The 25,556-nt window shown below is 65.5% G+C and carries 5 protein-coding genes and 1 pseudogene; 1 reads left to right on the forward strand and 5 read right to left on the reverse strand.

The genetic code is table 11. The annotated features are described in order from the left end of the window. Both Q8R75_RS14195 and Q8R75_RS14200 read right to left on the reverse strand, forming a co-directional pair. Positions 1 to 1,497: pseudogene (locus Q8R75_RS14195) on the reverse strand (hypothetical protein); the annotation flags it as partial. A 90-nt stretch (positions 1,498 to 1,587) separates the two neighbouring features. Beyond that, on the reverse strand, positions 1,588 to 2,241 hold the full coding sequence (locus tag Q8R75_RS14200) for a serine protease (protein ID WP_305612741.1): 654 nt from the start codon (positions 2,239 to 2,241) through the stop codon (positions 1,588 to 1,590). 122 nt (positions 2,242 to 2,363) lie between these two features. Between Q8R75_RS14200 and Q8R75_RS14205 the strand changes: the two genes are divergently transcribed. Next, positions 2,364 to 3,635, forward strand: a complete 1,272-nt coding sequence (locus Q8R75_RS14205) for a dicarboxylate/amino acid:cation symporter (protein WP_305612742.1) — start codon at positions 2,364 to 2,366, stop codon at positions 3,633 to 3,635. 34 nt (positions 3,636 to 3,669) lie between these two features. Here the strand turns inward: Q8R75_RS14205 and Q8R75_RS14210 are convergent, their stop codons facing one another. The 3 genes from Q8R75_RS14210 to Q8R75_RS14220 form a co-directional block, all read right to left on the reverse strand. Continuing rightward, positions 3,670 to 4,452 carry a FecR family protein gene (locus Q8R75_RS14210; RefSeq protein ID WP_305612743.1) on the reverse strand — a complete coding sequence of 261 codons (783 nt, stop codon included), beginning with the start codon at positions 4,450 to 4,452 and terminating at the stop codon, positions 3,670 to 3,672. Between the two features lie 11 nt (positions 4,453 to 4,463). After that, a complete protein-coding gene (locus Q8R75_RS14215) occupies positions 4,464 to 23,549 on the reverse strand; it encodes a filamentous hemagglutinin N-terminal domain-containing protein (protein WP_305663773.1) in 19,086 nt (6,361 codons plus the stop codon). 164 nt (positions 23,550 to 23,713) lie between these two features. After that, positions 23,714 to 25,252: a ShlB/FhaC/HecB family hemolysin secretion/activation protein gene (locus tag Q8R75_RS14220; RefSeq protein WP_305613258.1), complete on the reverse strand. Its 1,539-nt coding sequence runs from the start codon at positions 25,250 to 25,252 to the stop codon at positions 23,714 to 23,716. Between the last annotated feature and the right edge of the window lie 304 nt (positions 25,253 to 25,556).

A 25,556-nucleotide genomic window follows, 5' to 3' on the forward strand; every position in this document is an offset into this window, starting at 1 on the left:
AGGGCTCTCTGCATCCCGCGAGTGCTGATGCCCTCGCTCGCCCTCACCCCGGCCCTCTCCCGGGGGGAGAGGGGGACGTTTGACATGTTCCGGCGCTGATGCGCTCATCGCGCCTGACTGAACAGGGCTCTCTGCATCCCGCGAGTGCTGATGCCCTCGCTCGCCCTCACCCCGGCCCTCTCCCGGGGGGAGAGGGGGACGTTTGACATGTTCCGGCGCTGATGCGCCGGAACATGGAAAGTCGATTCGCCACAGGGCCGCATCAGGCTTGAGCCGGCTTCCGCCGCAGGCGGTGCACGGGGTGTAGGCGCGGTAGCGCGACAGCAGCACCCGGATGTGCATCTTGTAGGCCTTGGTTTCCAGCCACTCGAAAAAGTGGCGCACGCCGTACCAGGTACCCGGCCACGACTTCTGCCAGTTCTTCCACTTCACGTCGCCTTCGAGCACCCAGCGACGATGGTCAGCGCTCAGTTCGGCGAATGGCACGTCCATCGGCACGCCGTGTTTCGCCGCCATCTTTTCGAGGTCAGTCTGGCTTTCGTTGTAGGACTCGGTCTGCCAGGGCTTGATCGCGCCGCCGCGCAATGTCTTGCGCTCGTCCGGAACGACCAGTCCGAAGTCGATGCCGATGACGCGCCCGAAACCGCGGCAGGTTTCGCAGGCGCCGAGCGGTGAATTGAACGAGAAGTGAGCCGGCAGCGCCGGACTGTAGGCAATGTCGCACTCAGCGCAGTGCAGCCGGTTCGAAAAGGCCCAGCGCGCGGCGGTCGCGCCTTCGGCATCGAGCACCTGCACATGCATGACGCCCTGACCGAGCCGAAGCGCGGCTTCGACCGCCTCGGCCACGCGCGCTCGTTCGGCGCCGGCTGCCCGGAAGCGGTCCTGCACCACCTGCAGCGTGCTGCCGTCGCGCGCGTGGATGCGCGTGTAGCCCTGACGCTCCAGCCAGCCCTGGATTTCGGCGTCGCTGAAGTTGTCCGGCACGGTGACCGGCGCGGTGACGGCCAGGCGCGGGTCGCCCGCTTCGACGGCACGGGCGACGATCTGACGCGCGATGTCGTCGGCCGACTGTTCATGCACCGGTTGCCCGCAGCCGCGGCAGTGCAGCGTGGCGGTGCGCGCGAACAGCAGTTTCAGGTGATCGTTCAGTTCGGTCATCGTGCCGACCGTCGAGCGCGACGTGCGTACCTGATTGCTCTGGTCGATGGCGATGGCCGGGGGCACGCCGGAGATCGAATCGACCTGCGGCGCATCCATGCGGTCGAGGAACTGCCGCGCATACGGGGAGAAGGTTTCGACGTAGCGCCGCTGGCCTTCGGCGTACAGCGTGTCGAACACCAGCGAGGACTTGCCGGAACCGGACACGCCGGTCACCACGGTCAGCAGGCCGAGCGGGAAATCGACGTCGATATTCTTCAGGTTGTTCTGCCGCACGCCACGCAGGCGGATGGCGTCGGTCGGCGCGAGGCCGGCAGGTCGATAGGTTCGGTGCGTCACGGGCGGGCGGTCTGACGGAAGAGGTTTCGAGGTTGAAGGGTATCAGCGCCCGGGGTGGGACAGCCGCCGCGTCGTGACGGCATCAGGCGTTCACGGCCGCAGGAAAACCGGCAGACGGTCCGCGTCACCTTTCCAGAACGGCACGTTTTTCGCCGCTTCGATGTCTGCGTCCAGCCATTCGACCGGAATCGCGTAGCGCTTCTCGCCCGATGCGCTGGAAATGAAGGCGAGCAGGCCGATCAGCTCGCCATCGTTGTTGAACAGTCCGCCGCCGCTGTCGCCAACCACGAAGGGCACGCTGGTTTCGATCACCGCGCCGCCGTCCATCGGGTGCACTGCGTTCACCTCACCGATCATCAGCCGGACATCGTTGCCGTAGGCGCCGCTGAACGCGAGCAGGCGGTCACCGGTCTTCAGGTCGGTGCTGCGCGCGAGTTTCGCCGCCGGTGCAGCAAGGCCGGGCGCGCCCAGTACGCAAAGGTCGCGCGCGCGGTCCTGCCGGGCGAGCGTGGCCGGTGAGGCGACGTATTTGTAGCTGACCTTGATTTCGGTCGCGCCCTCGACAACATGGCAGGCGGTCGCGACGCGTTCCCCCGGCAGCACGACGCCGCTGCCGACCGACACGGACCCGTCGGGCTGAGTGGCCAATATGCGCATCGTGGTCTGGATGGCCGTGGCAATTCCCTGGGCGAAAGCACCCGTGCTGCAGGTCAGGCAGGCGAGAAGGACGATGAGATTCTTCATGGCAACTCCGCTGGATTCGGTGTGTCTCGGACTTGACGCACTGCGCTTGGTTGCACCAGGGCGGCATTCTGTACCGTACAGAATGGTATGGTCGAAGCGGATTTCAGTTCGGGAGAGCAGGCATGCGGATGTCCATGAATGTCCAGATTCTGGTTGGCGCAGCGGCAGGCGTGGCTCTTGGCATGCTGCTGGGTGCACTTCCTGCGGATGCGGCGCTGCGCGTGCAGGGGCTGTACGTTGCGTCGCTCGTCGGCGGGCTGTTCATTGCATTGCTGAAGATGGTGCTGGTACCGCTGGTGTTCGCGTCCATCGTGGTCGGCATTGCCGGCCTGCGAAGACAGCAGAACATGCAGCGCGTGTGGGTGACCACCCTGCTGTTCTATGGGGCGACACTTGCCATAGCTGTGTTGCTCGGGCTGCTGGCCGCCAATATCTTCCGGCCCGGCGCAGACATGCAGGTCGAAATGTTTGCCGATGCGATGGCAGCCTTCGAAGCCAAGCGCCTGCCCTTCCCGGAGTTTCTGACCCAATTCGTCACCGGCCTGTTCCAGAATCCGTTCGCCTCGCTGGCGCAGGGGGCCATTGTGCCGCTGGTGGTGTTTGCGCTGATCCTCGGTGTGGCGCTGGTGCAGGGCGGCGAACGCTACGCGACGATCAACCGGCTGATGGAAGAAATGCTCGACCTGTCGCTGAAGCTCGTCGGCTGGGTGATGGTGCTGGCGCCATACGGGGTCGCTGCGCTGCTCGCGCGCCTGATCGCCACGCAGGATGTGGCGCTGCTCGGCACCATGCTGACCTTCGTGCTGGTCGTGCTCGGCACCACGCTGTTCCACGGTGTTGTCGTGCTGCCCGGCCTGCTGTGGCTGATCGCCCGCGTCAGTCCGCTGGCCTTGTGGCGCGGCGCCCGCGAATCACTGATCACCGCCTTCGCGACCAGTTCCAGTGCCGCAACCATGCCGATCACGCTGCGTGTGGTCGAGAAGAATTTCGGCGTGCGTCCGGCCACGGCGGGTTTTGTGGTGCCGATCGGCACCACGATGAATATGGATGGAACGGCGCTGTACGAAGCGGCGGCGGCGCTTTTCATCGCCAATCTGGTCGGCATCGAGTTGAGTCTGGGCCAGCAGGTCATCGTGTGTTTCATGTCGATGATGGCGGCAGTCGGTGCCCCCGGCATTCCAAGCGCCGGCATGGTGACGATGGCCATGGTGCTGCAGTCGGTCGGGCTGCCGGTCGAGGCGATCGCCATCCTGCTGCCGATCGACCGCCTGCTCGACGCGGTGCGCACGACGGTGAATGTCGAAGGTGACATCGTCGGCAGCATCGTTGTCGAGGCTCTTAACCCGCCGACTGCCGATGAGACGGCACCGTCTCATCGTTCGCTTTCGACGTGACGCTCAGCTCACCGCAGGCGATCGCGCCGATGCCTCACTGCACCGTGCAAGAGGCGTCGGCGTCGCTGCCCAGACCGGTGCTGCCGCCGAGCCCGCCCGGCCCGGGACGCGCGGCGGTAGACGACGGCAGTGCCTTGTCCAGCCCGGGGTTTTCCGACAGCGTTGCCGGTGCGCTGTCCTTGCTCGACACGACGCCAGCCTGACCGACTTCGAACGTTTTCGATCCGGCATCGTTCTTCACTTCGATGCTGCCTTCCTCGACGTCAAACACCAGCGCCGGCTCGCCCGGCTTGCGGTCCTTGGCCTCTTCCAGCGCCTTGATGCAGGCCGGATCTTCCTTCTCGGCTTCGTCACACAGCAGCATGCCGAAGCGCGTGCCGCGGATGCCAATGGTTGCCGTGACCGTGCTGGCGCGGTAGCCCTCGCGGTTGCGTTTGCCGATCAGTCCCGTCACGGCGCGCAGGCCGCCCTTGAGCAGGCTGTAAAGCAGGGTGTCCTTTTCCGGCCTGGCTTCATCGAAAGCGAAGCCGTCGATCTTCACCTTGCTGCGCGGGCGCAGCGCCAGCGACGAGCCATCACCGAATTCGATGCGCGCCACCGTGCTCTTTTCGGTCGTGATCACGTCGCCGTTGTAGATCGACGAATCGCGTCCGAGGATGCGCGTCTTGTTGTCGGGCGTCTGCACGTACATCGTGCCCGACACATAACTGACGCGCCCTGCGGTGGGCACAGGCGTGGCCTGCGGGTCTTCGGCCTGGGCCAGCGGCACCATGACGAGTGCCGCCGCAATGGCGCTGAAATGACGTGCGTAAGACATGACAGGACTCCTTATCTGCACTGCAGGCGGCTGGCGCTGAATTCGCGCAGCGGTTGCTCGAACGACGGACCCGAAGCGGTGACGATTTCGCTCAGTGCGTCGATCGATGCAATCTGTACCTGCGGCTTCGGCGTAGCCAGTTCCGGGATCTTAAATTTCGGGGGTTGTACCGTTTCACGGAGCAACGGCAGAACCGTCACCGACACCGGCCCTGGTAATGGCTCGGGCGGAGGCGCAGGAGGCGGAGGCGGCGGCGGCGGTTCCGCAGCCGAATTCACGTTAAACGAAAGGTTGATAACGGCCGTGCCACTGCCCAGACTGAGCGTGAAGCGCGCCGAGTCGTTGCCGTTGAAGCCGGCGTTCGCCGTGTATTGCCATGCCGACTGCTGACCGTCCAGTACGCCATTGTTCGGACCACTTGACAGCACCGCACCGCTGCGCAGGCCGAACAGCAGCGGTGTACCCCCGGTGACGACAAACGACTGGTTGATGACCGGCGCCGACGTGGGCGAGAAGCTCAGCGTGCCGTTGCCGCCGATGCGGTTGAAAATGTCCGGCGGCAGGTCGCCACCCAGTTCCATCGTTGCGTTGTCGCCGATGACGAACAGACCACCACCGCCGATGCCGCCGGTCAGCCCGAGATTGCCCGAGCTGGCCTGTACGTTGCCATCATTGACGAGGCGCACTGCGACGTTCGACGTGCCGCCGCCGAGCGTGCCTTCTAGCGTGCCGCGATTGACCAGGCTGCCGGTGCCGCCGACGCGGGTATTGCTGCCCAGTCCGAGCGAGGCCCCGTCACTGACGATGAGCTGCGAGCCACCATTCAGCGCGAGTTGCGTGCCGGAGTTGAGCAGGCCGGAACCGCCGACGTTCAGCACGGCGCCGTTGAGTGCCAGGTTGCTGCCATCGAGTACCGTGTCACCGCGCACCGCGATGACGCGTCCATTGCCGCCGATCGAGCCGGCCGTCCACGTCAGGTCGTCGGTCACCGTCAGCGTACCGTTGCCGCCGATGTTGCCGGCGACGCGCAGGTCGCCGAAAGTGGCGTTGCTGTTGAAATTGACCAGGGTGTTGCCGCTGACGCGCGTTTCGCCGCCAACGTTGTAGCCGCCATTGACATTGAACACGCCGCCCGAGAAAGCGGTGAATTCGACGTCACCCGAACCGGTGATCGACGAGCCGGGCCCGAAGTCGCGGAAGGCGTCGCGGAAGCGCAGCGTGGCCCCTGAATCGACCGAATAGGCACCGCTGTCGGCACCCGGTCCGGAAGCGTCGGCGTCATGCGCCAGCACCGACAGTGTGCCGCTCTCGACAGCGACCGAGCCATTGTTGGCGAAGATCATGCCGCCGCCGCTGCCGAACTCGAATGTCGCACCGCTGTCGACAATGACGCTGCCGTTGTTGTTCAGGCGGTTGGTCGTCAAGTTTCCGGCACTGCCGGACAGCACGTTCAGCGCGCCGTTGTTGGCGAACACGTTGCCGTTCATCGTGCCGCCGGCGTAGTTGAGGGTGCCGTTGTTGAGCAGGGCATTGCCGAAGTTCAGATTGCCGCCATCGAGGTTGAGTGTGCCGCCCTGCTGCACGGTGGTCGGTGCGTTGAGCACGCCGCCCGTGAGCGTCAACGAATTCGCGTTGCCGATGGTCAGGCCGGCCACGGTGACGGTCGGAAGTGCATTCAGTATGACGTCGGCGCCACCAGCGAGCGTGATGAACACGAGATCATTCACGCCGGGCAGCACATCGCCGGTCCAGTTTGCAGCATCGGTCCACAACTGGCTGCCTGCACCGCCGTCCCAGCAGATGCCGGTGGTGCAGGCGGTGTAGCCGAGGCTCAGCGAGCTGCCGAGCGTGCGTGTCGTGAAACCGGTCGGTGCCACCAACTGAAGTGCGCCTGCGTCGAGCGCGCCGCTTGCGGTCACCACGGGCAACTGCATGCCTTCAACCGGTACCGCCGAGCCGAGCGATTGCACCTCGAGCACGCCATCCAGGAGCGTATCCCCGCGCACATCGAGCACATCGAACTGATTGGTCGAGGTGCCCGAAAATTCCGCTTCGATTCGGCCCGCGGCGCTCTGCGTGAAGTTGCCGAGCACGGTCAGACGGCCGATCTGGTCGTCGCCGCCCGGGCGCACGATGCCGCTGTTGGTGAGTGTGCCGCCACCGACATTCAGCGTGCCGCTGCCTTCGATGACGCCAGTATTCGTCAGCGCCGGGGCCGTGGTGAGGGTGGCGCCCGCAGCAATGTGCATGACGCCGCTTACCGTCCCGAGCGATGCGAGCTGCAGCGTGCCGGTTTCGCCACGGTAGCTGCCGCCCTGATCCACGAGGCGCGCCAGATTATCGAAGCCACTGCTGCCGGTGCCACCGGTCTTGGCCAGCGTGCCGGAGTTGTTGAAGCTGCCGCCGTTGCCGGCGTTCTCGGAGACGACGTTGTCGCCGGCGAAGTTGAAGCGGCCGGTGTTGTTGAACACGGTGCCGTCGTTGAGCAGCAGTTCGCGGCTGTTGCCGCCGGCGACGGCGTAATTGACGGTGCCGGCGTTGTTGACCGTGATCGCGCTCAGCGTGTGGAAGCCGCTGCCCTGGCTGTCGTTGATGTTGAGCGTGCTGGTACCGAGCACATTGAGCGTGCCGGTGCCGCCGGCGTGGGTCACCGTGCTGCCGCTGCTCCAGTTCAGTGTGCCGTCGATGATCAGGTTGCCGTCGGCACGGATGGTTGCGCCATTGAAGTTCGAAGTGCCGCGCAACACGGAGCCGTCGGCAAAGGTCTGCGTGCTGCCATTGAAGCGCACGTTGTTGCCGGCGAGGTTGAACACGCCGGCGTGGCTGCCCTCGGTCTGGATCAGCAGCGTGCCGGTGCCCGAATCGACGGTGCCGCCGTCGAGGTTGTTGAATCGTGCCTGATTGGCGAAGCCACTGCTGCCGGTGCCACCGGTCTTGGCCAGTGTGCCGGAGTTGTTGAAGGTGCCGCCGTTGCCGACGTTCTCGGAGACGACGTTGTCGCCGGCGAAGTTGAAGCGGCCGGTGTTGTTGAACACGGTGCCGTCGTTGAGCAGCAGTTCGCGGCTGTTGCCGCCGGCGACGGCGTAATTGACGGTGCCGGCGTTATTGACCGTGATCGCGCTGAGCGTGTGGAACCCGCCACCCATGCTGTCGTTGATCAGGACGTTCGCTCCGTCAGCGACGTCAAGCGCACCCGGGCCGCTGATGATCGAGCCCGCAGTCCAGTCAAGTTCGCCACTGATGGTCAGCGTGCGTTGCGCCGCGACGGTGAGCGTACCGCTTGTGTGCGTCAGCGTGCCCTCGATGTCGAAGTCGCGGTTGAACGTGTAACTGCCCGGTGCAAAGGTCACGGCACTGCCGAGCACGCTGCGGCCACTGCCGATGTGGCTGCCACCGGTGTGACTGAACGCAGCCGACACGAACAGGTCGCCCGAGCCACTGAAGGTGCCACCGTTCTGCGTGAAGCGTGTGGCGTCAAGCCGGCCGTTGGTCACCAGTGTGCCGCTGCCGCTCAGCGTCAGGTCGCCGGCCAGTGCCGACATGCCAGTGAGTGTCAGCGAGCCGGCGCTGATCGAAAGCGAGTTCCCGGCAGCCGTCGTCAGGCTGGCGATGGAATGGCTGCCGCTGTTCAGCACGACGCTGCTGCCATTGTCGAGCGCGATGAACACGAGGTCGTTCAGACCGGGCAGGGCGTCGCCGGACCAGTTGGCAGCGTCCGTCCAGAGGGCGGTACCGGCGCCGCCGTCCCAGCAGATGCCGCCGCAGACGATGCTGCCGAAACCGATGCGGAAGGCATTGCCGTCTACCGCCGTCGTGTAGCCGGCGGCAGGGGTATCGATTGTTGCAAACGTGCCGCTGATGCCGTTGCCCGCGGTGATCAGGGCGAGCGACAGCGGACTGCGCGTGTAGGCGGGATCTTCGGTGACCACGAGCGTGCCGCCGAGCGTGACCGAACCGCTGACGGCCAACTGATCGTAAGTGCCTGCACTGGTGCCGCCGATCCACAGGTCGAGGATGCCGGTGTCGGTCTGCACGAAGTTGCCGGTCACGCTCAGCGTGCCGTACTCGAGGGTACCCAGGGCGCCGGCGTTGGTCAGCGTGCCGCTCGCGCCGACGTCGATCGTGCCGTTGCCGAAGATGTCGGCGCCATTGTTGATCGTGAAGCCGCCGAGGCGGCGCAGCACGCCACCGGCGCCGAGGTCGGCATCGCCGTTATAGGTCAGTGCGCCACCGATTTCCAGAGTCGAGCTCGCGCCGATCTCGATGAAGCTGTTGTGGATGAACGTGCCACCGCCCGGTGCGCCCGCATACCCGATGTTGAAGCGCAGCCGGCCGCTGAAGACGTTGATCCGGCCGTTGTTGGTGAAGTTTGCGTAATTCGCCGTGCCGCCCGGAATGCCCAGCGTGCCGATCGCGAATTCCCCGGTCCCGGCCGTTTTCGAGATGACGCCGCTGTTGTGATTGACCATCGTGAAGGTGCCCGTGCCGGTCGAGCGGTCGCCGAAACTGAAGTCGGCTGCCAGATCGATCAAGCCGTGGTTGTCCACGCGCCCGGCTCCGATGACGTCGATATGACCTTCCAGCCAGTTCAACGTGCCGAAGTTGGTCAGCGAGCCGGCGCCGAAGCGCTTGTAGCTGGTCGACTGCACGTCGTCGCTGCCGGTACCGCTCAGGGTGAGCGATGCGCCATTGGCGATGACGAGGTTGCCGGTCAGCGTGCCGCGCGTCCAGCTGCCCCCGCCGACGATGCTGAACGTCGAGCTGCCGGCCAGCGTGCCGCCATTCCAGTTGTAGGTGCCGGCGCCGGACGCCGCGTTCAGCGTCAGCGTGCCGCCGGTCTGGGTCAGCGAACCCGCCTGCAGGCCCGCCTGCGCGATGACCTGACCGCTGCCGGCCAGTTCGAGGTTGGCGATCGCGCCCGGTGTGGTCAGCGTGAAGCGGGCCGAATCCTGTACACGCACGGTGAAGGTGTTGTCGGCGATGGGCGGGGCGGTGGTCTGGCTCGTCACCTGGGCGGAATTGATGAATTCGATCCGCCCGCCGCCGTCGAACTGACCGGTCGCGTCGAGCAGGTAGGTCGCGCTGCCGCCGTAGCGGCCCGTGGCGCCGAAAGCCACATTGACCACGCCGGCATTGCTGGCGCCGCCTGTCGTGGTGAGTGAGCCGCTGTCCAGCGATAGCCGGCCGCCCTGTTCGATATCCAGACGTCGTGCGATCGTGCGCGTGCCGGCTCCGTAGCTGAGTGTCGATCCAGCGGCAAGAACGAGACGCCCGGTACCGCTCACATCGCCGCCGGTCCAGGTTGAACCCGACTGGGTGAAGGTGGCTGTTCCGCTGCCGCCGAAGATGCCCGATGACAGCATCAGTCGCGCAAGTTGGGCCGCACCGTTGAAGTTTGCCGTGCCGCCGCTGATGACCAGATCGCCGGCCAATGTGGCCACGTCCGTCACCGTGAGACTGCCGCCCGACACGACCAGCGTGTTGCCGGCAGCGGTATTCAGACTGCGTATCGTGTGATTGCCGTTGCTCAGCTCGACACTGATCGTACCCAGGTCGATGAACACGAGGTCGTTCGTGCCGGGCAGCAGGTCGCCGGTCCAGTTGGCCGCATCGGTCCACAGCAGCGAACCGGCGCCGCCGTCCCAGCACACGCCGCCGCAGATCGCGCCTGCGTAACTGAGCACCTGACGATTGCCGACAGCCTGCGTGCTGTAGCCGCTCGGCAGCGTGACGGTCGAGAAGCTGCCGCTCAACGCGCTGGCGGTCACGACATCCGAGGTGCCGCCGGTCGAGATGTAGCCCGGCAATTCGCTGACCACCAGCGTGCCGCCCAGCGCGGCCGTGCTGCTGACGACCAGCGCATCGGTGCCGGCGCTGCCGCGTTCGATCTGCAGCGTGCCTGCGGCGTCCTGAACGTAACGGCCGGTGATGCTCAGTGTGCCGACTGCTCCGGCGCCGCCCGGGCGCACGACGCCGCGGTTGGTGAAGGTTTGCGCACCCAGTGCCAGCGTGCCGAAGCCGCTGACGGTACCGGTATTGGTCGTGGTCGCGCTGGTGTTGCCGAAGGTCGCTGACGTGAGCAATTCGATCGTGCCGGCATTGGTGAAGGCGTTCGCTACGCTCAGCGTTCCCTGGCCTATCGTGACAAGGCCCGACTGACTGAAGCCGACGTTCGACGTGATCGATGTCGAACCACCGCCCACTTTGGTGATCGTGCCTTCATTCACCAGCGAACCACCACCGCTCGAATTCAGGTTGAAGTTGCCGTTGCCGCTGTCGAAAAGCAGGCGGGCGCCACTGGCGTTGCGCAGCACGCCACCATTGTTCAGGTTCACCGCGCCGCTGGTCTTGAAGATCCGGCTGCTGCCGCTCGCGTTGGTATGGACGAGCGTGCGGGCATCCAGGAACTGCGTGTTGCCGCCGGTGATCTGCAGCGGCCCGCTGACCGTCAGCGTTCCGTCACCGGCGATCGTGCCGGCAGTCCAGTCATAACGCCCGCTGATCGTATTGGCGCCGGTGCCCAGCAATGTGCCGCCGCTGTGGATCAGTGTCGATGCGATGGTTGCGCCGTCGGCCAGACTCAGCGTGCCGCCGCTCAGCGAGAGGTTGCCGGCTCCGGTGACGCTGCCCGCCGCCGCCAGCGTCGTCGTGGCACCCCGGATGTCCAGCGTGGCGCCCGCGGCGAGTTGCTGTGCGCCGCTCAGCAATGCCACGCCATTGAGGCTCAGCAAGCCCTGCTGGACATTCAACACGCCGCGCTGGTCGATCTGCAGACTGCCGTTGTAACCCAGGTCGAGCGTGCCCGTGCCGGTCTTGGTCAAGGTGCCGAGATTTTCAAAGCGGCTGCCGGAACCGGTGCTCTGATAGATGTACAGCGTGTTGTTGTTGTTTCCGGTTTCCAGCGTCAGCAACGCACCGGCGGCGTTCTGCAGCAGCGCGCCGTTGTTCAGCAGGATGCTGCGACCGTTGTTGTTGCCGATGCGACTGTTGCCGGAGGCATTCGCGTGTATCAGTTGTGTCGCGTTCAACGTGACCGTGTTGGCGCTGACCTGGGTCAGCACACCGTTGAGGGTCAGCGTGCCTGCGCCGCCGAGCGTGCCGCCGGTCCATTGCAGGTCGCCATCGACGATGACCGAAGCGCCCGTCGCAACATTCAGGGTGCCGCCGCTCAGCAGCACATCGGCGGTGATCGAAGCGCCATCGCCCAGCGTCGTGGTGCCGCTGCTTTGCTGCACGCGTCCGTCACCGCTGAAACTTGATCCGGCGGCCAGCGTGCTGGTGCTGCTGTTCAGCAACAGCAGCGCATCGGCTGCGATCTGATGCGTGCCGGCAAAAGTGCTGACCGCGTTGTTCGAAAGCGTCCCCTCGTTGATCAGCAGGGTGCCGGACTGCTGGACGATGAGGTTGCCGTTGTAGCCGAGGTCCAGCGTGCCGATCCCCGATTTCACAAGCGAGCCGAAGTTTTCGAACCGGCTGCCGGTACCGCCGCTCTGGTAGATATACAGCGTGTTGCCGCTGTCCGGCGTGTCAAGCGTCAGCAACGCACCTGCGGCGTTCCTGAACACAGCGCCGTTGTTGATCAGCATGCTGCGGCCGTTGTTCGTGCCGATCCGGCTGCCGCTGCCCGTGTGGGTGTGCACCAGCGTCGCGTTGTCCAGCGTCACGTTGCTGGTGCCGACCAGTTGCAGTTCGCCCGAGACCGTGAGCGTGCCACCGGGCACGAGTAGGTTGCTGACCAGCGTGTTGCCGCCGCTGACGGTGCCGGCGCTCCAGTCGTAGCGGTTGCTGATCAGTGCATCGATGCCCGGCGAGAGCAGCAGGGTGCCGGCCGATTGCGCGAAACGCGCGTTGATCGACGCGTTGTCGCCCAGCGCGAGGGTGCCGTTGTTCAGTCGGAACTGGCCGGCGCCGTCTATCCGGCCACCCGCCGACAGCGTCGTCGTGCCGCCGACAACCTGCAGCGTGGCACCTTCCGCGATCTGTTGCGTACCGCCCAGCAGCACCGCATTGTTCAGCGAGGCGGTGCCTTCGCTCACCACGAAGCCACCGAGCTGATCGAAGCTCACGTTGCCGAAGCTGCCGAAATCGACGTTGCCGGCGCCGCGCTTGGTCAGGGCACCGGTGTTCTCGAAGCGACTCGCGGCGCCGCTGTCATGATCGATGTAGAGGTTGCCGTTCGGGGCTTCCACGATCAGCGCGAGCGCGCCGGTATTGCGGAACAGTCCGCCGTTCTCGATGTTGAAACCGCTGCCTGACGTGTTGGCGATGCGGCTTTCGCCGCTCGTGTCGTGATGCTGCAGCGTCGTGGCGACGATACGGACCGTCGTGTTGCCGCTCTGGTCGAACACGCCGTTCGCGTCGAGCACGCCGCCGCCCGTTATCGTGCCGCCGGTCCAGTTGAAGCGACCGTCGATGTCGACCGAAGTGCCCGTCGCGACATTCAGTGTGCCGCTGCTGCTCAGGGCGTAGATCGAAGCAATCCGCACGCCGTCACCCAGGATGAGCGTACCGCCACTTTGAGCCAGCGTACCCGCGCCGTTGAATGCGCCACCTGCCGCGACGGTGGTCGTGCCCCCGAGTATCTGCAGGAACGCGCCGGCCGAAACGTTCTGCGTGCCGGACAGGCTGACCGTGTTGCCCAGTGTCAGGCTGCCCGCTTCGACATTGAGCGTGCCGTCCTGCACGAAGGTCATCGTGCCGAAGTTGCCGATATCGGCACGTCCGGCACCGATCTTGGTCAGCGTGCCGGTGTTCTCGAAGCGGCCGCCGAGCGGGCCGGTGTCGTGGTCGATGTACAGAATGCCGTTCGGCGCTTCGACCGACAGCGTCAGCGAGCCGGTATTGCGCAGCAGCGCGCCGTTCTCGATGTTGAAGCCGCTGCCCGAGGTATTGGCGATGCGGCTGTTGCCGCTGCTGTTCGAATGCACCAGCGTGGTCTGGCGCAGATAGACCGTCGTGTTGCTGGTCTGGTCAAGCACGCCCGCCAGCGAAAGTACGCCGCCACCAGCGATCGTGCCGCCGGTCCAGGTCAGGTTGCCCGACATCGCGGTATTGCCCGCAACGTTCAACGTGCCGCCCGACAGGTCGATGCTGGCTGCGCTGCTGGCCACGTTCAGGTTGGCGGTACCCGAATCGATGTCCAGCGTTGCAAGGCCGAGGTCGGCATTGATGTTGGCCACGTAGCCCGCAACGCGCAGCGTTGACGACGGCAGCGTGACGGCCGCGTTGAAATTCACGGTGCCGCCGCGGGGCGTCAGCGCTGCGAATGCCAGACCGCCCGCATTGAATGTCGAGGTGCCATTGGCCTGATCGAAATCGGCGATCGTGCCGCCGCCGTTGGCAATGAACTGGCTGGCGGCAGCGCTGACCGAAACGCCGTTCAGGTCGAGCGTACCCAGCGCTTCAAAACGGCCGCCGTTGACTGTCAGCGTGCGGCCGACGCGCGTCGCGCCATTAACGGTCAGGCTGCCGCCGCTGATCGTCAGCGATTCTTCCGACGACAGCGAGCCAACGGTCCATGCGCCTGTGCTGATGGTGACAGTCGGCGTGAAGCCAACGCGATCGATCAGCACTGTCTGCGTCGCGGAATTCGGTGCCGCGCCGAGTGACCAGTTGCTGCCGACCGACCAGTTGCCATCGACATTGCTGACCCATTCGTTGATGCCGGTCAGCGCGCTGCCATTGCCCAGAACGTGATTGGCCGCGCCGTAGTAGCTGCCATAGCCGAAGCCTGCCGGCACATCGAGCGTTGCGAATTCCCGGCCGGCGATGCGGGCGTTGTAGCGCACCAGCCGGAAGCCGGTGTTTGCGCCCGGCGTATAGCCGCCTTCATGCGTCGCGCGCAGCGTGCCGCCGAAGGTGACCGTGCCGGTGACGTCCAGTGCGTCGTACTGCGTGCCGCGTTCGCTGCCGGCGATCCCGACCTCAAGTGTGCTGGCGGCACCCAGCACCAGATTTCCGGTCACGGTGAGCAAACCGTCCGGGCGCAGCACGCCATTGTTCGTGAGGGTGTTCGCACCCAGATTCAGGCTGCCGAAACCGCGGATGACACCGGAACTGGTGAAACTGGTTGATGAGGTGATCACGCCGCCTTCGAGGCGCAGGGTGCCGGCATTGCTCCAGTTGGCGCCGCTGAAAGCGAAGGTCTTGCCGGCAGTGCCGGCGATGGCGGTCCCGGAGAAGGTGCCGCCAGCGCCCATGTTGATGCCGCCGGACTGAGAGCCGGTAAGGCTGATGCCGGCGCCGACGTTCAGAGTGTTGTTGCTGTGCCAGGCAGTGATGTCGTTGTTGGCGTTGTCGGCGCCGGCGAAATCGATGCTGCCGTTGCCGGCGATGTTGAGCGTGGTGAGACCGGCGGAGGTGTTGCCGCGCAGATAGGTGCTGGAGCCGGTGCTGGCGAGCCGCACGGTGGCGCCGTCGAGCGTGAGCGTGCCGCGCGCCTCCATGCTCTGGCCGTTGCCGACGACATACAGGCCGGAGCCGTCGACACCCTGTACGCCGGCGAGCGTGGTGTCGATCAGGTAGCCGACGCTGTTCATGACGAGCGCACCGCCGGCCGGGTTGTGGGCGCGGATGGTGCCGCCGGTGATCGAGCCGCTGAGCAGCACGGCACCGGTGGAATCGTCGAGCAGCAGGGTGGCGCCGGTGTTGTTGAGCGCGCCGGTGATGGCGAGGGTGCCGGCGGCGACACCGTCGCGATCGAGCGAATTGAACGAGGCGGTGTTGAAGGCGCCGCCGAGGTTGAGCGTGCCGCTGTCCAGATCCAGGGTGCCGGAAGAGGCCCAGGTGGTGTTGTTGCTGGAGGTGAGCGAGACGGTGCCGCCAGCGGCGCGCAGGGTGCCGGCGTTGTTCCAGTTGGCGCCGCTGAAGGCAATCGTCTTGCCGGGGGTGCTGGCGATGGCCGTACCGGAGAAGGTGCCGCCGACGCCCATGTTGATGGCGCCGGACTGAGAGCCGGTGAGGGCGATGCCGGCGCCGATGTTGAGCGTGCTGTTGCCGTGCCAGGCGGTGACATCGTTGTTGGCGTTGTCGGCGCCGGCGAAGTCGATGCTGCCGTTGCCGGCGATGTTCAGCGTGGTCAGGCCGGCGGCGGTGTTGCCGCGCAGATAGGTGGCAGTGCCAGTACTTGCCAGACGGACGGTGACATCGTCGAGCGTGAGCGTGCTGCGTCCTTCGAGGAAACCGTTGTTGACGACGGTCACCAGTGCGTTCGATGCGAGGCCGGTACGCTTGCGCAGCGTGCCATTGGTCATGTAGACGCCGCCGACCTGCAGTCCGGTTTCGCCGATGACCAGGGTGGTGTTGTTCAGGGCGCCACCGCCGGTCAGCGTGGACTGGGCGCCGAGCAGGCTCAGCACGCCGCCCGAAACGACGCCGCCACTGAGCGCGAGGCGATTCAGGTCGAGCTGAGTACCCACGGTCAGCGTGCCACCCGACACCGACAGCGTGCCGTTGATCGTGGAATCGTCGGTCAGCGTCAGGGCGCCGCTGATGACGGAAATGTTCTCGTTCGAGAACAGGCTGTTGATCGTGATGGGCCCGCCGATGCTGCGCACCGTGATCGTGAGATCGCCGGCCTGATCGATCACCACGTCGGTGGTGGCGGTCGGCAGCAGGCTACCGGCCCAGTTCGATGCGATGTCCCAGAAGCCCGATGCCTGGGAAATCCAGGTGCTGGCGAGCGTGCCGGTGGCAAAGCTCAGCGCATTCGAGAAGGTGGTGGCGGTCGCGGTCAGCCCGTTGGCATCGATGCTGGCGAAGCTGCCGGTCAGACAGTCGAGGTTCGCACAGGACAGCACGGTGTAACGGTCCTGCGCACCAAGCACGACGCCATTCGCCGGCGTGATGACCAGATCGCCACCCAGCGATATCGTGCCGCTGACCTGCAGTCTGTCCTGCTGCGCAACCGACGTGCCCAGCAGATCCACTTCAAGCGTGCCTGCTGCCGTCTGCACCAGATTGCCCTGAACGCTCAGCAAGCCCGCGCTGCCGCTGCTGCCCGGCTGAAGCAGGCCTGCATTGGTCAGCGTGCCGGTGCCGACGTTGATCGTACCGACGCCGTCGATGCTGCCGTTGTTCAGCAGGTTGGTGTTGCCGGTGACCAGCGACGCATTGTTCAACAGCGTCACGCGACCATTGTTGATCGGGAACGCACTGGCTGTGAGCACGCCCTCCTCGATGCGCAGCACGCCGGTATTGGTCAGCGGCATCGCCAGCGTGAGCCCGGTCGGCCCGCGCTTGACCAGCAGTCCGGCGTTGTCGATGCGACCGCTGGTGGTGTGCGTGATGCTCGCACCGTTCTCGAGCACGACGCTGCCGCCCGAGGCAATCGCAAGTCGTGCGCCGTTCAGGCGCAACCCGTTGCCAGTCTGGTCAGCAATGCTCAGGTTGCCGGTGACACGGATTTCGCGCGAGGTGTCCTTGCTCGCGCTGCCCGAGGCGATCGTCGACGCCCCTGCCAGCGTGACCACGCCACTGCCTGTCAGCGAACCACTATTCCACGTGAACCGGTTGCCGATGGTGATGTCGGCGCTGCCGCCGAGCGAACCACCGCTCAGTTCGAGATTGGCGATGCCGGTCGCCGCGGTCGCGGCAAAGGTGCCGCCGCTCAGGCGCAGCAAACCGGGTCCGGTGATCTGCGTGGCGAGATCGGCGGTGAGGGTGCCGCCAGTCTGCTGTACGACGCCCGGCCCGGCGAGCAGGAAGCTGCCGCCGATGACGTTGTTCGAAGATCCGTCTGCCGAGACGAACAAGGTGTTGCCCTCGGTCACGACGATGCGCCCGCCCGCTGCAGACGAGAGCTGGGCAAGTCCGTTGCCCGCGCTGTTGAAGCTCTCGTTCATGTAGAGGTAGCCGTTGCCGGCAGTGGCCAGCGTGCCCGTCGCGCCAACGTGCAGCGTGCCGCCGTCGCGGATGTACAGGTCCGAACTGGCGGAATTCGACAGTGTCAGCGTGCCCGCCACTTCGAGGCGACGCTGCAGGTACTTGATCGTGTTGAGCTGGGTCAGCGCGCCACTGCCGGCCAGCACCGTTGTACCGGTACCGGCCATCGTGCCGGAACGCCAGTCGAGCTGGTTCAGCGTGAACGTGCCGGCGCCGTCGAGCGTACCGCCGGTCAGTTCCAGATTGGCGATGCCGGTTGCCGCGCCTGCGAACAGCGTGCCGCCCGTGAGCCGCAGCACTCCGGCGCCGGTGAATGCGCTCGCCTGATCGACCGTGAGCAGGCCGGAATTCATCTGTACGGCGCCCGGGCCGGTCAGCGTGAAATTGCCGCTCATCAGGTTGCTCGCTGCGCCGTCCGCCGTCAGGAACAGCGTCGTGCCATCGGCCACCGCAATTCGCCCGCCCGCTGCCGATGTGAGCGCAGCAACGCCATTGTTGCTGCCGTTGCTGCTCTCGTTGAAATAGATGTAGGCATTCGACGAGGTGGCCAGCGTGCCGGTGGACGCGATGTGCAGCGTGCCGCCGTCGCGGATATACAGGTCGTAGTTCGTGTTGTTGCCCAAAGTCAGCGTGCCGGCAACATCAAGTCGGCGATGCAGGAACTTGTAGGCCGATGCGTTGTTGATCGTGCCGGTGCCGGCGAGGACCGTGGTACCGCTGCCGATCATCGTGCCGGAACGCCAGTCGAACTGGTTCAGCGTGATCGTGCCCGAGCCGTCGAGCGTGCCCGAACCGGTCAGTTCCAGATTGGCGATGCTGGTCGCCGCTCCGGCGAACAGCGTGCCGCCATTGAGCCGCAGCAGGCCGGCACCGGCGAACGCGCTCGTCTGATCGATCGTGAACAGGCCGCTGTTGACCTGCACGGCACCCGGCCCGCTCAGCGCAAAGTCGCCGCGCAGGTGATTGCTGGCTGCGCCGTCGGCCGTCAGGACCAGCGTGGTGCCGTCGGCGACGGCAATGCGCCCGCCGGTATCGGCGCTGATGACCACGCTGCCGTTATTGGCGCCGTTGCTGCTCTCATTCAGATAGATGTAGCCGTTGGCCGAAGTCGCCAGCGTGCCGGTGCTCGCGATGTGCAGCGTGCCGCCGTCACGGATGTACAGATCGTAGTTCGTGCTGTTGCTGAACGTCAGCGTTCCGGCGACGTCAAGCCGGCGATGCAGGAATTTGTAGGCACTTGCAGAACCGATGGTCGCCATGGTGCCGGCCGCCAACACGGTGCGCCCGTCGCCCGACATCGTGCCGCCCGACCAGTCGAAGGCGTTGCCGATCGTGAAGTCCGCCGCCCCGGCCAGCGTACCGCCTGACAGCGTGAAGCGGCTCGTGATGGCCGAATCGGCATTGACGAGCAGCGTGCCCCCCGACACGAGGAACGTGCCTGCACCGGTGATCTGTGCGCCGTCGAGATGGATCGTGCCGGCCGACATCTGCAGCGTCGAGTCAGCGGCGATCTGCAGCGGCTGGCCGGCAATGTTGAAGGTGCTGGATTCCATCAGCACGCCGCCGCCATTCAGCGACGACGCGACCATTCCACCGATCGACGCGCCCTGGCCATCGCTGTAACCGTGCAGGCGCAACAGCCCGCCGCGGCTCTGGATGTTGCCGCTGATGTCCAGATACTGCAGGTAGGCGTTGCCGCTGCCTTCACCCTTGGCCAGCGTGCCCAGGGCGGTCAGTCGGCCACCTCCGGTCGTGGAACTGGACCCGCGCAGCACAGCGTTGTCGCTCAGCAGCAGCGTGCGACCTTCGGCAATGACCAGTTCGCGATCGATGGTGCGCGTGCCGCTCAGCGTGATCGAGGTATCGAGCACGGTGCGGCCGGTGCCGCCCATGTTGCCGCTGAGCCAGTTGAAGTTGTCGCGCAGTGTCAGATTGCCGCTGCCCAGCAGATTCGTGTTCGACAGGGTGTAGGTTCCAGTACCACCGATGACCGAATCGCCCTCAAGCGTGAAGCGACCGCCGGTCAACGCGAACAGGCCCGCGCCGGTCACGTTCAGGCGCGCCGAAAACTGATTGCCGAGATTGCTGTCGCTAAACAGGCTCAGCGTCAGGCCATCAGCCACGTCGACGGTGGCCCCCGCCTCGGCGCTGAACAACGTGACGCCGCTGGCGCCTGCATCGAAGTAGAAATGGCCGTCATTCGTGGTCGAACGCAGGATGGCGGTCGACGTCAGGTGCAGCGAGCCACCGTTCTGGACGTACAGCCAGTAGTTGTTGTCGGCGTCGAAGATGCCGGAGATTTCCAGCCGCCGCTGCAGGACCTTGTTCGCGACCACCTGCGGCATCGAGGCGGGGCCGCTGAGGTAGGTCGTGCCGGTGCCGAACATGCCGCCGCCGGCCCACACGAAGCGACTGTCGATATCGAGATTGCCGCTGCCGCTGAGATTGGCGCCTCTCAGCGCGAGCAGGCCGTCACCCCCGATGACCGAGTCTCCGGTGAGCGTGATGTTGCCGCTGGTCAGGGCAAAGGTGCCGGCGCCGGTCAGATCGACATCGACCGACATTTCGTTGCCGAGGTTGTTGTCCGAAAACAGGCTCAACGTGCGCCCGTCTGCGACATCGATTTCGGCGCCGGCCGCCGCAGTGAAGCGCGACGTGCCCGTGGTACCCGCCTGCAGGTAGATGCTGCCGTCGTTCGTCGTGGTGCGCAGCCGGCCGCTTGCCGTCAGGTGCAGGGTGCCACCCGCCTGCACATACAGCAGGTTGTTGTTGTCCGCGTCGAGCGTGCCGCTGACTTCGAGCCGGCGCTGCAGGAATTTGTTGGCGTTCGATTGTGGCAGCGAAGCGAGTCCGCCGATGCGCGTGACGCCGCTGCCACCCATTGAACCGGACGTCCATACGAAGCGGCTGTCGATGTCGAGATCGCCGTTGCCGGCGACGTTGCCGCCATTCATCGCAAACAGGCCGGTGCCGCCAACCGAAGACTCACCGGTCAGCGTGATCAGGCCGCCGCTGAATGCAAAGGTGCCTGCTCCGGTCAGATTCACATCGGCCGAGAAGGTGTTGCCGGCATTGCCGTCGGTGAACAGATACAGGTTACGTGAGGCACCGACATCGATCCGGGCGCCCTGGGCAGCGCTGAATGCAGCACTGCCGCTGCCGCCGGCCTGCAGATAGATGTTGCCGTCGTGCGTAACCGAGCGCAGCGTGCCGGTCGAAGTGATGTGCAGCACGCCGCCGTTCTGCACGTACAACCACTGGTTGTTGTTGGCGTCGAGCGTGCCGGACACCTCCAGTCTGCGCTGGATGAACCGGTTGCCTGTTGCCTGCGGCAACTGGGCCTGCCCGGTGATGCGGGTGACACCATCGCCATACATGCCGCCGTTCAGCCAGCGGAAGTTGTTGCCGAGGGTCAGGTTGCCGCTGCCGTACAGATCGGCACCCGCCATCGCGAGGTTGCCGCTGCCGGTGATCACCGAATTGCCTGTCAGGGTGAAGCGCCCGCCGGTCAGCGCAAGCGTTCCTGCGCCGCCGGTCGTGAAACTGGCCGAAATCAGGTTGCCGACCTGGCTGTCGGAATACAGGCTGAGCTGCCGCCCGGCGGCGACATTGACCTGTGCGCCGGCATCGGCGCTGAACAGCGCCGTGCCCGTCGCGCCACTGTTGAAGTAGATGTTGCCGTCATGCGTTGTCGACTGCAGCACGCCGGTCGACGTGAGGTGCAGCGTGCCGCCATTGCGGACGTAGAGCTGAAGATTGTTCTGCAGATCGAGCGAGCCGGCGATGTTCAGCCTGCGGTCGAGATAGCGGTAGTTGAAATTCGGTGGCAACTCGCCGGCACCGGTCAGCGTGACCGCGCCGGTGCCGGTCATGATGCCGCTGTACCAGACCAGCCCGCCGAGCGTCAGGGGCGCGCTGCCGTCCAGCGTGCCGGCGAGGTAGAGCGTGCCGGAGATCGCTGCGCTGGCGCCGTCGATGTCCAGCGTGCCGCTGTCCACCGTGTAGTCGCCATCGATCGCCACCCCGCCGCTGCCCTGCAGGCGTTGGCCGCCGACATGCATGTCGGCCGAGCTTTGCAGCACGCCGTCGGTGGTGACGGCATTGCGGAACTGTATGGTCGAGCCGGTGCCCCGAACCGTACGCAGCAGGATGCTGCCTTCGCCGGCCGTGAGCAACGGCACGATGATGTCAGCGCGTTGATCGCCGACCGCGGTGCCGTTGCTGTAGCCGGTCTGCATCGTGATGCTGCCGGTGCCCTGCGTGATGATGCGCAGGTTTGCGCCGTGCGCGCCGCCGGTCACCAGATCGATGCCGGCACTCGGGCCGCCTTCTTCGCCACCGAGATTGCGCGTTTCGATCAGCAGGTTGCTGCCGGCAGCCAGAGCCAGGGTGCCGCTCGTTTCACCTGCGAGGTTTCCGCTCGCCGTATGGCTGAACGCACTGCCGCCGACCGTCACCGAACGTTGCGCACGCAGGATGATGTCGGTCGTCTTGCTCTGTTCCTCTATCTCGCTCTCGAACAGCAGCGTCGGACCGAGCGCGTCGGCGGTGATGGTGCCCGGGGTCGCGCCACTCCTGAACAGCTGCGAGCCGTCGTTGCTGCCGTCACCACTGCCGCCCTGGATGATGATGGCCAGCGGGTCGAGCAACAACTCGCCATTGCGGCCGCGCGCGGCGCGGGTATCGGTGCGGCCGCGGTAGAGCAGGGCCACCTTTCCGGACACTTCGACCTGACCGCCGTCGCCGCCGTCGCGACCGCCGCGTGCCCAGATGCTGCCGGCGAAGGCGGTGGCTTCGTCGGCCCATACGACGACCTTGCCGCCATCGCCGTTCAGCAGCGCATCGGACAGCAGGCTCACGCCATGTCCGACCCAGCTGATGCGCGCGTTGCGGACCTCCGCATTGGCGCCTTGCCAGTCGCCACCGACGAGGATGGAACCGCCGCCGGTATCGCCCGATGCATCGAGCACAGCATCGCCGTCGAGCACGACCGTGTCGGCCGTGACGACGATGACGCCGCCCTGACCGGCTGATGCGCTGACCGGTGCCGCGGGAGCGGGGCCGGCAGCGGTGGCCGGCAGATCGAGGTCGTCGCCGGCGACGGTTGTTGGAGCGGGCGCGGCGACGGGTACGGGCGTGCCTGCAGCCGTGGGCGCATCCACTCGGCCGACCGCACGCAGCGTACCTTCTACCGTCGCGCGCTGTTCGGCGCTGACTTCGATCCGGCCGCCTTCGGTGCCGCTTGCATCCACCCGCGCGCCCGCATCGACGCGCACTTCGGGGGCGCTGATTTCGATCGAGCCGCCGGCACCGTCGGCGGTGTGCGCAACCGTTTCCGACTGTGCGGTGAGCGTGACGGATTTCGAGCCGCGCAGCACGATGCGGCCGTCTTCCGTCCGGTGGGCACCGGTGGCCGAAATCTTGCCCGCCTGCGTGAGCGCTGCACCGAACATACCGACACTGCCGCCGCGGGAAATCAGCTGACCGAGATTGATCGCTTCGCCACCGGCTTCGATCTTGACGCGCAGCGACGGCTGATGCGGATCGGCAATCTCGACGCTTTTGCCGGCTGCCAGCACGATGTCGCCGTTCTCGGCGGTGATCAGACCGGTGTTTTCGACATCGGTGGCGATCAGGATCAGCGGGCCGCCGGTCGTCTTCAGCGTGCCGTCGTTGCGCAGCTTGCCGGCAGTGCCGTCGGCATCGAACTTCATCCTGCCGGCGAGGAAATCCTCATTCCGGATGTTCAGCGTCGACGCGACCAAGCCGGCGGTATCGACCTTCGCGCCGGCACCGAACAGCACACCATTCGGATTGATCAGGAAAACGCGGCCATTGGCGATCAGGTTGCCGAGGATTTTCGACGGATCCTGACCGACCACGCGGTTGAGCACGCTGGCGGTCGAATTCGGCTGGATGAAGCGGGTGGTTTCGCCCGGCTGAATCGAAAACTGCTGCCAGTTGATGATGGCCTTGTCGCTGGCCGTGATGTTCAGCGTGCTGCCCTGGACTTGAACGCCCACATTGCCGTGGACCACCTGATGACCGGTCGGGTTGGCGATCGCAAGGCCGGGCAAAGCGGCCGCCATGGCAGCAACGACACGACGCAGCGCACGGGCGCCGCCGCCCTTGCCGCATGCCTTCGTTTCTTCCGGCACCGGGACGTAGCCGCCCTTCTCTTCGGAAAAAACCAGTCTGTAGCGACCCTTGTTCATTTCGGCCTCAAGTTCTTCTCCGCGAGGCCGTGAACACGATTACCGCTGCTTCAGGTAATCCGGTTCAGGCCCGTGCGGGCCAACGCAAAAATTCCGACTGCATCCCCGCATGTCGTAATGTCTGGAGTGAGCGATACCGCTTCCGCCCCTTTTGATGCTGCTGCCTAGAAACTCAGGCTGAACGACGCGTGAACCCGGTGGCTGCCGGACGCGTAGCGGTCTGCGCCGTCGATCAGACGAGCGTAGTCGATCCGCCCCGAGAGCCATGTGGAATAATTGACGCGCAGGCCCACGCCGGCCGAGAGCACGCCGTCTCCTGCAGTTTCACCCGGCTGCGGATTGACTCTGTAAAGATGTGCAACGTCGCCGAACAGCACGCCGCGCATGACCCAGATGTCCTCCGTCCAGGCCGGTGTATCGAGGTCGGCGCTGATCCGCCAGCCCCGATCGTTGGCCAGCACGCGCTCGCGCAAGCCGCGTACAGACTCGGCTCCGCCAATGCCGAACTGTTCGCCGGACACCAACTCATCGCGTGTGTACTGACCCTGCGCCTGCAGCCGCACGCGCCAGTCACGCGGCAACAACTGGAACCACGAAGCGCTCGCGCGCATCACTGCAAAGCGCGCGTTGGCACCGGCGCGCAGAGCGTTAAAGTCTGTGTCGCGACCATGTTCGCCGCCCTGCAGGTTGCGTGCGACGCTGATCTGCACGCCGGCTTCCCGCGTTTCGCCGAGCCAGTTGCCGCTCCACGAAAGGGAAATAGGATGCGTGATGACGCGCGGCACGAGATTGCCGGGAGTGTTGTCGAGCAGGAAACTGCTGTCGAAGTCGCGCCAGTCGGCGGCCAGGCTGATGCGCTGCGACAATTCGCCGATGCGCGGCAGATGCCAGTTGTGGCGCGCGGAAAAGATGCGGCCACTGCCCGACACGGTCGCGGTCGAATTCAGTACCTGTACCTGACCTGAACTGACGCTGGAAAAGCCCGCCACCAGATCGATCGAGTTACCGCTTTGGTATAACGGAATGCGGTAACCGAGCCCGACGATGGTCACGTCGGACGGCTGTTCGATCGAGGTCGTGTATTGCACCGTTGCGACGTGGTCGCGGTTGAACAGGTTGTTGTGCTGCAGACCGACCGATATGCGGTGCGTACCGGTCGAGGGCGTGCCGCTGTTGTCCACGGTCACGAATCTGCGCAGCGGATTGTTGTCCGTGACCGATACGGTTGCCGCGATTTCGCCCGGTTTGCGCGCCGAGCGGAACGTCACGTCGGTCCGCTTCGATGCATTTTCATTGGCCAGCGCCAACTGGTGCGCGACGGCCTCTGTATTCGGCATGCTGCCTTCTGAAAGGGCGGGCAAGCTGCGCCGGATGTTCTCGTCGTCGTGATGCGTCGCGCCCTGCAGCGTCAGCGCTTCGAGCTTCGGCTCGAGCACCTCAAGGGTGACCGTACCGCTGCTCAGTTCCTGTTCGGGAATACTGACCTGCGCTGCGCCGAAGCCGCGCTCGTGGTAGGCGGACTGCAGCGCGGTGCGCGCCGCTTCGATCTCGGCAAATCCGACGGCCTTGCCGACATAGGGTGTGAGCAGTGCATCGATTTCAGGCGACCGGAAAACCGTACCGCCAGCGATCGCGTAGTTCCGGACCTCGAATCGCGGACCATCGGAGGATTCTTCCGCGCGCACATCCGCCGATGCGAACACCGCCCCGCCTGCGATCGCGAATGCAAGTCCCGCCTTGACAATCGACACTGACGACCCCCGTCCATCTTAAGTTCTTGTATCTGGCGGAGTTTAGAGGGTTTGCGGCGGATTTACACCCAGCCGAACAGCCTAGGGCTGTTCTCATTTGATTCGTGCGTCACGTTGCCCTCGGGCTGGTCGCGAACAAGGCGCGCCGACGCAGCCTGACTGGCCCTCAGGCAGGGAGGTGCAACGTAGCCATGTGGCGCACTGGCTGCACGCGTGAGGTACGAATCAAATAAGCACAGACCCAAGATTAAAGGTC

Source organism: Methyloversatilis sp. (genome assembly GCF_030696805.1).
Lineage (GTDB): Bacteria > Pseudomonadota > Gammaproteobacteria > Burkholderiales > Rhodocyclaceae > Methyloversatilis.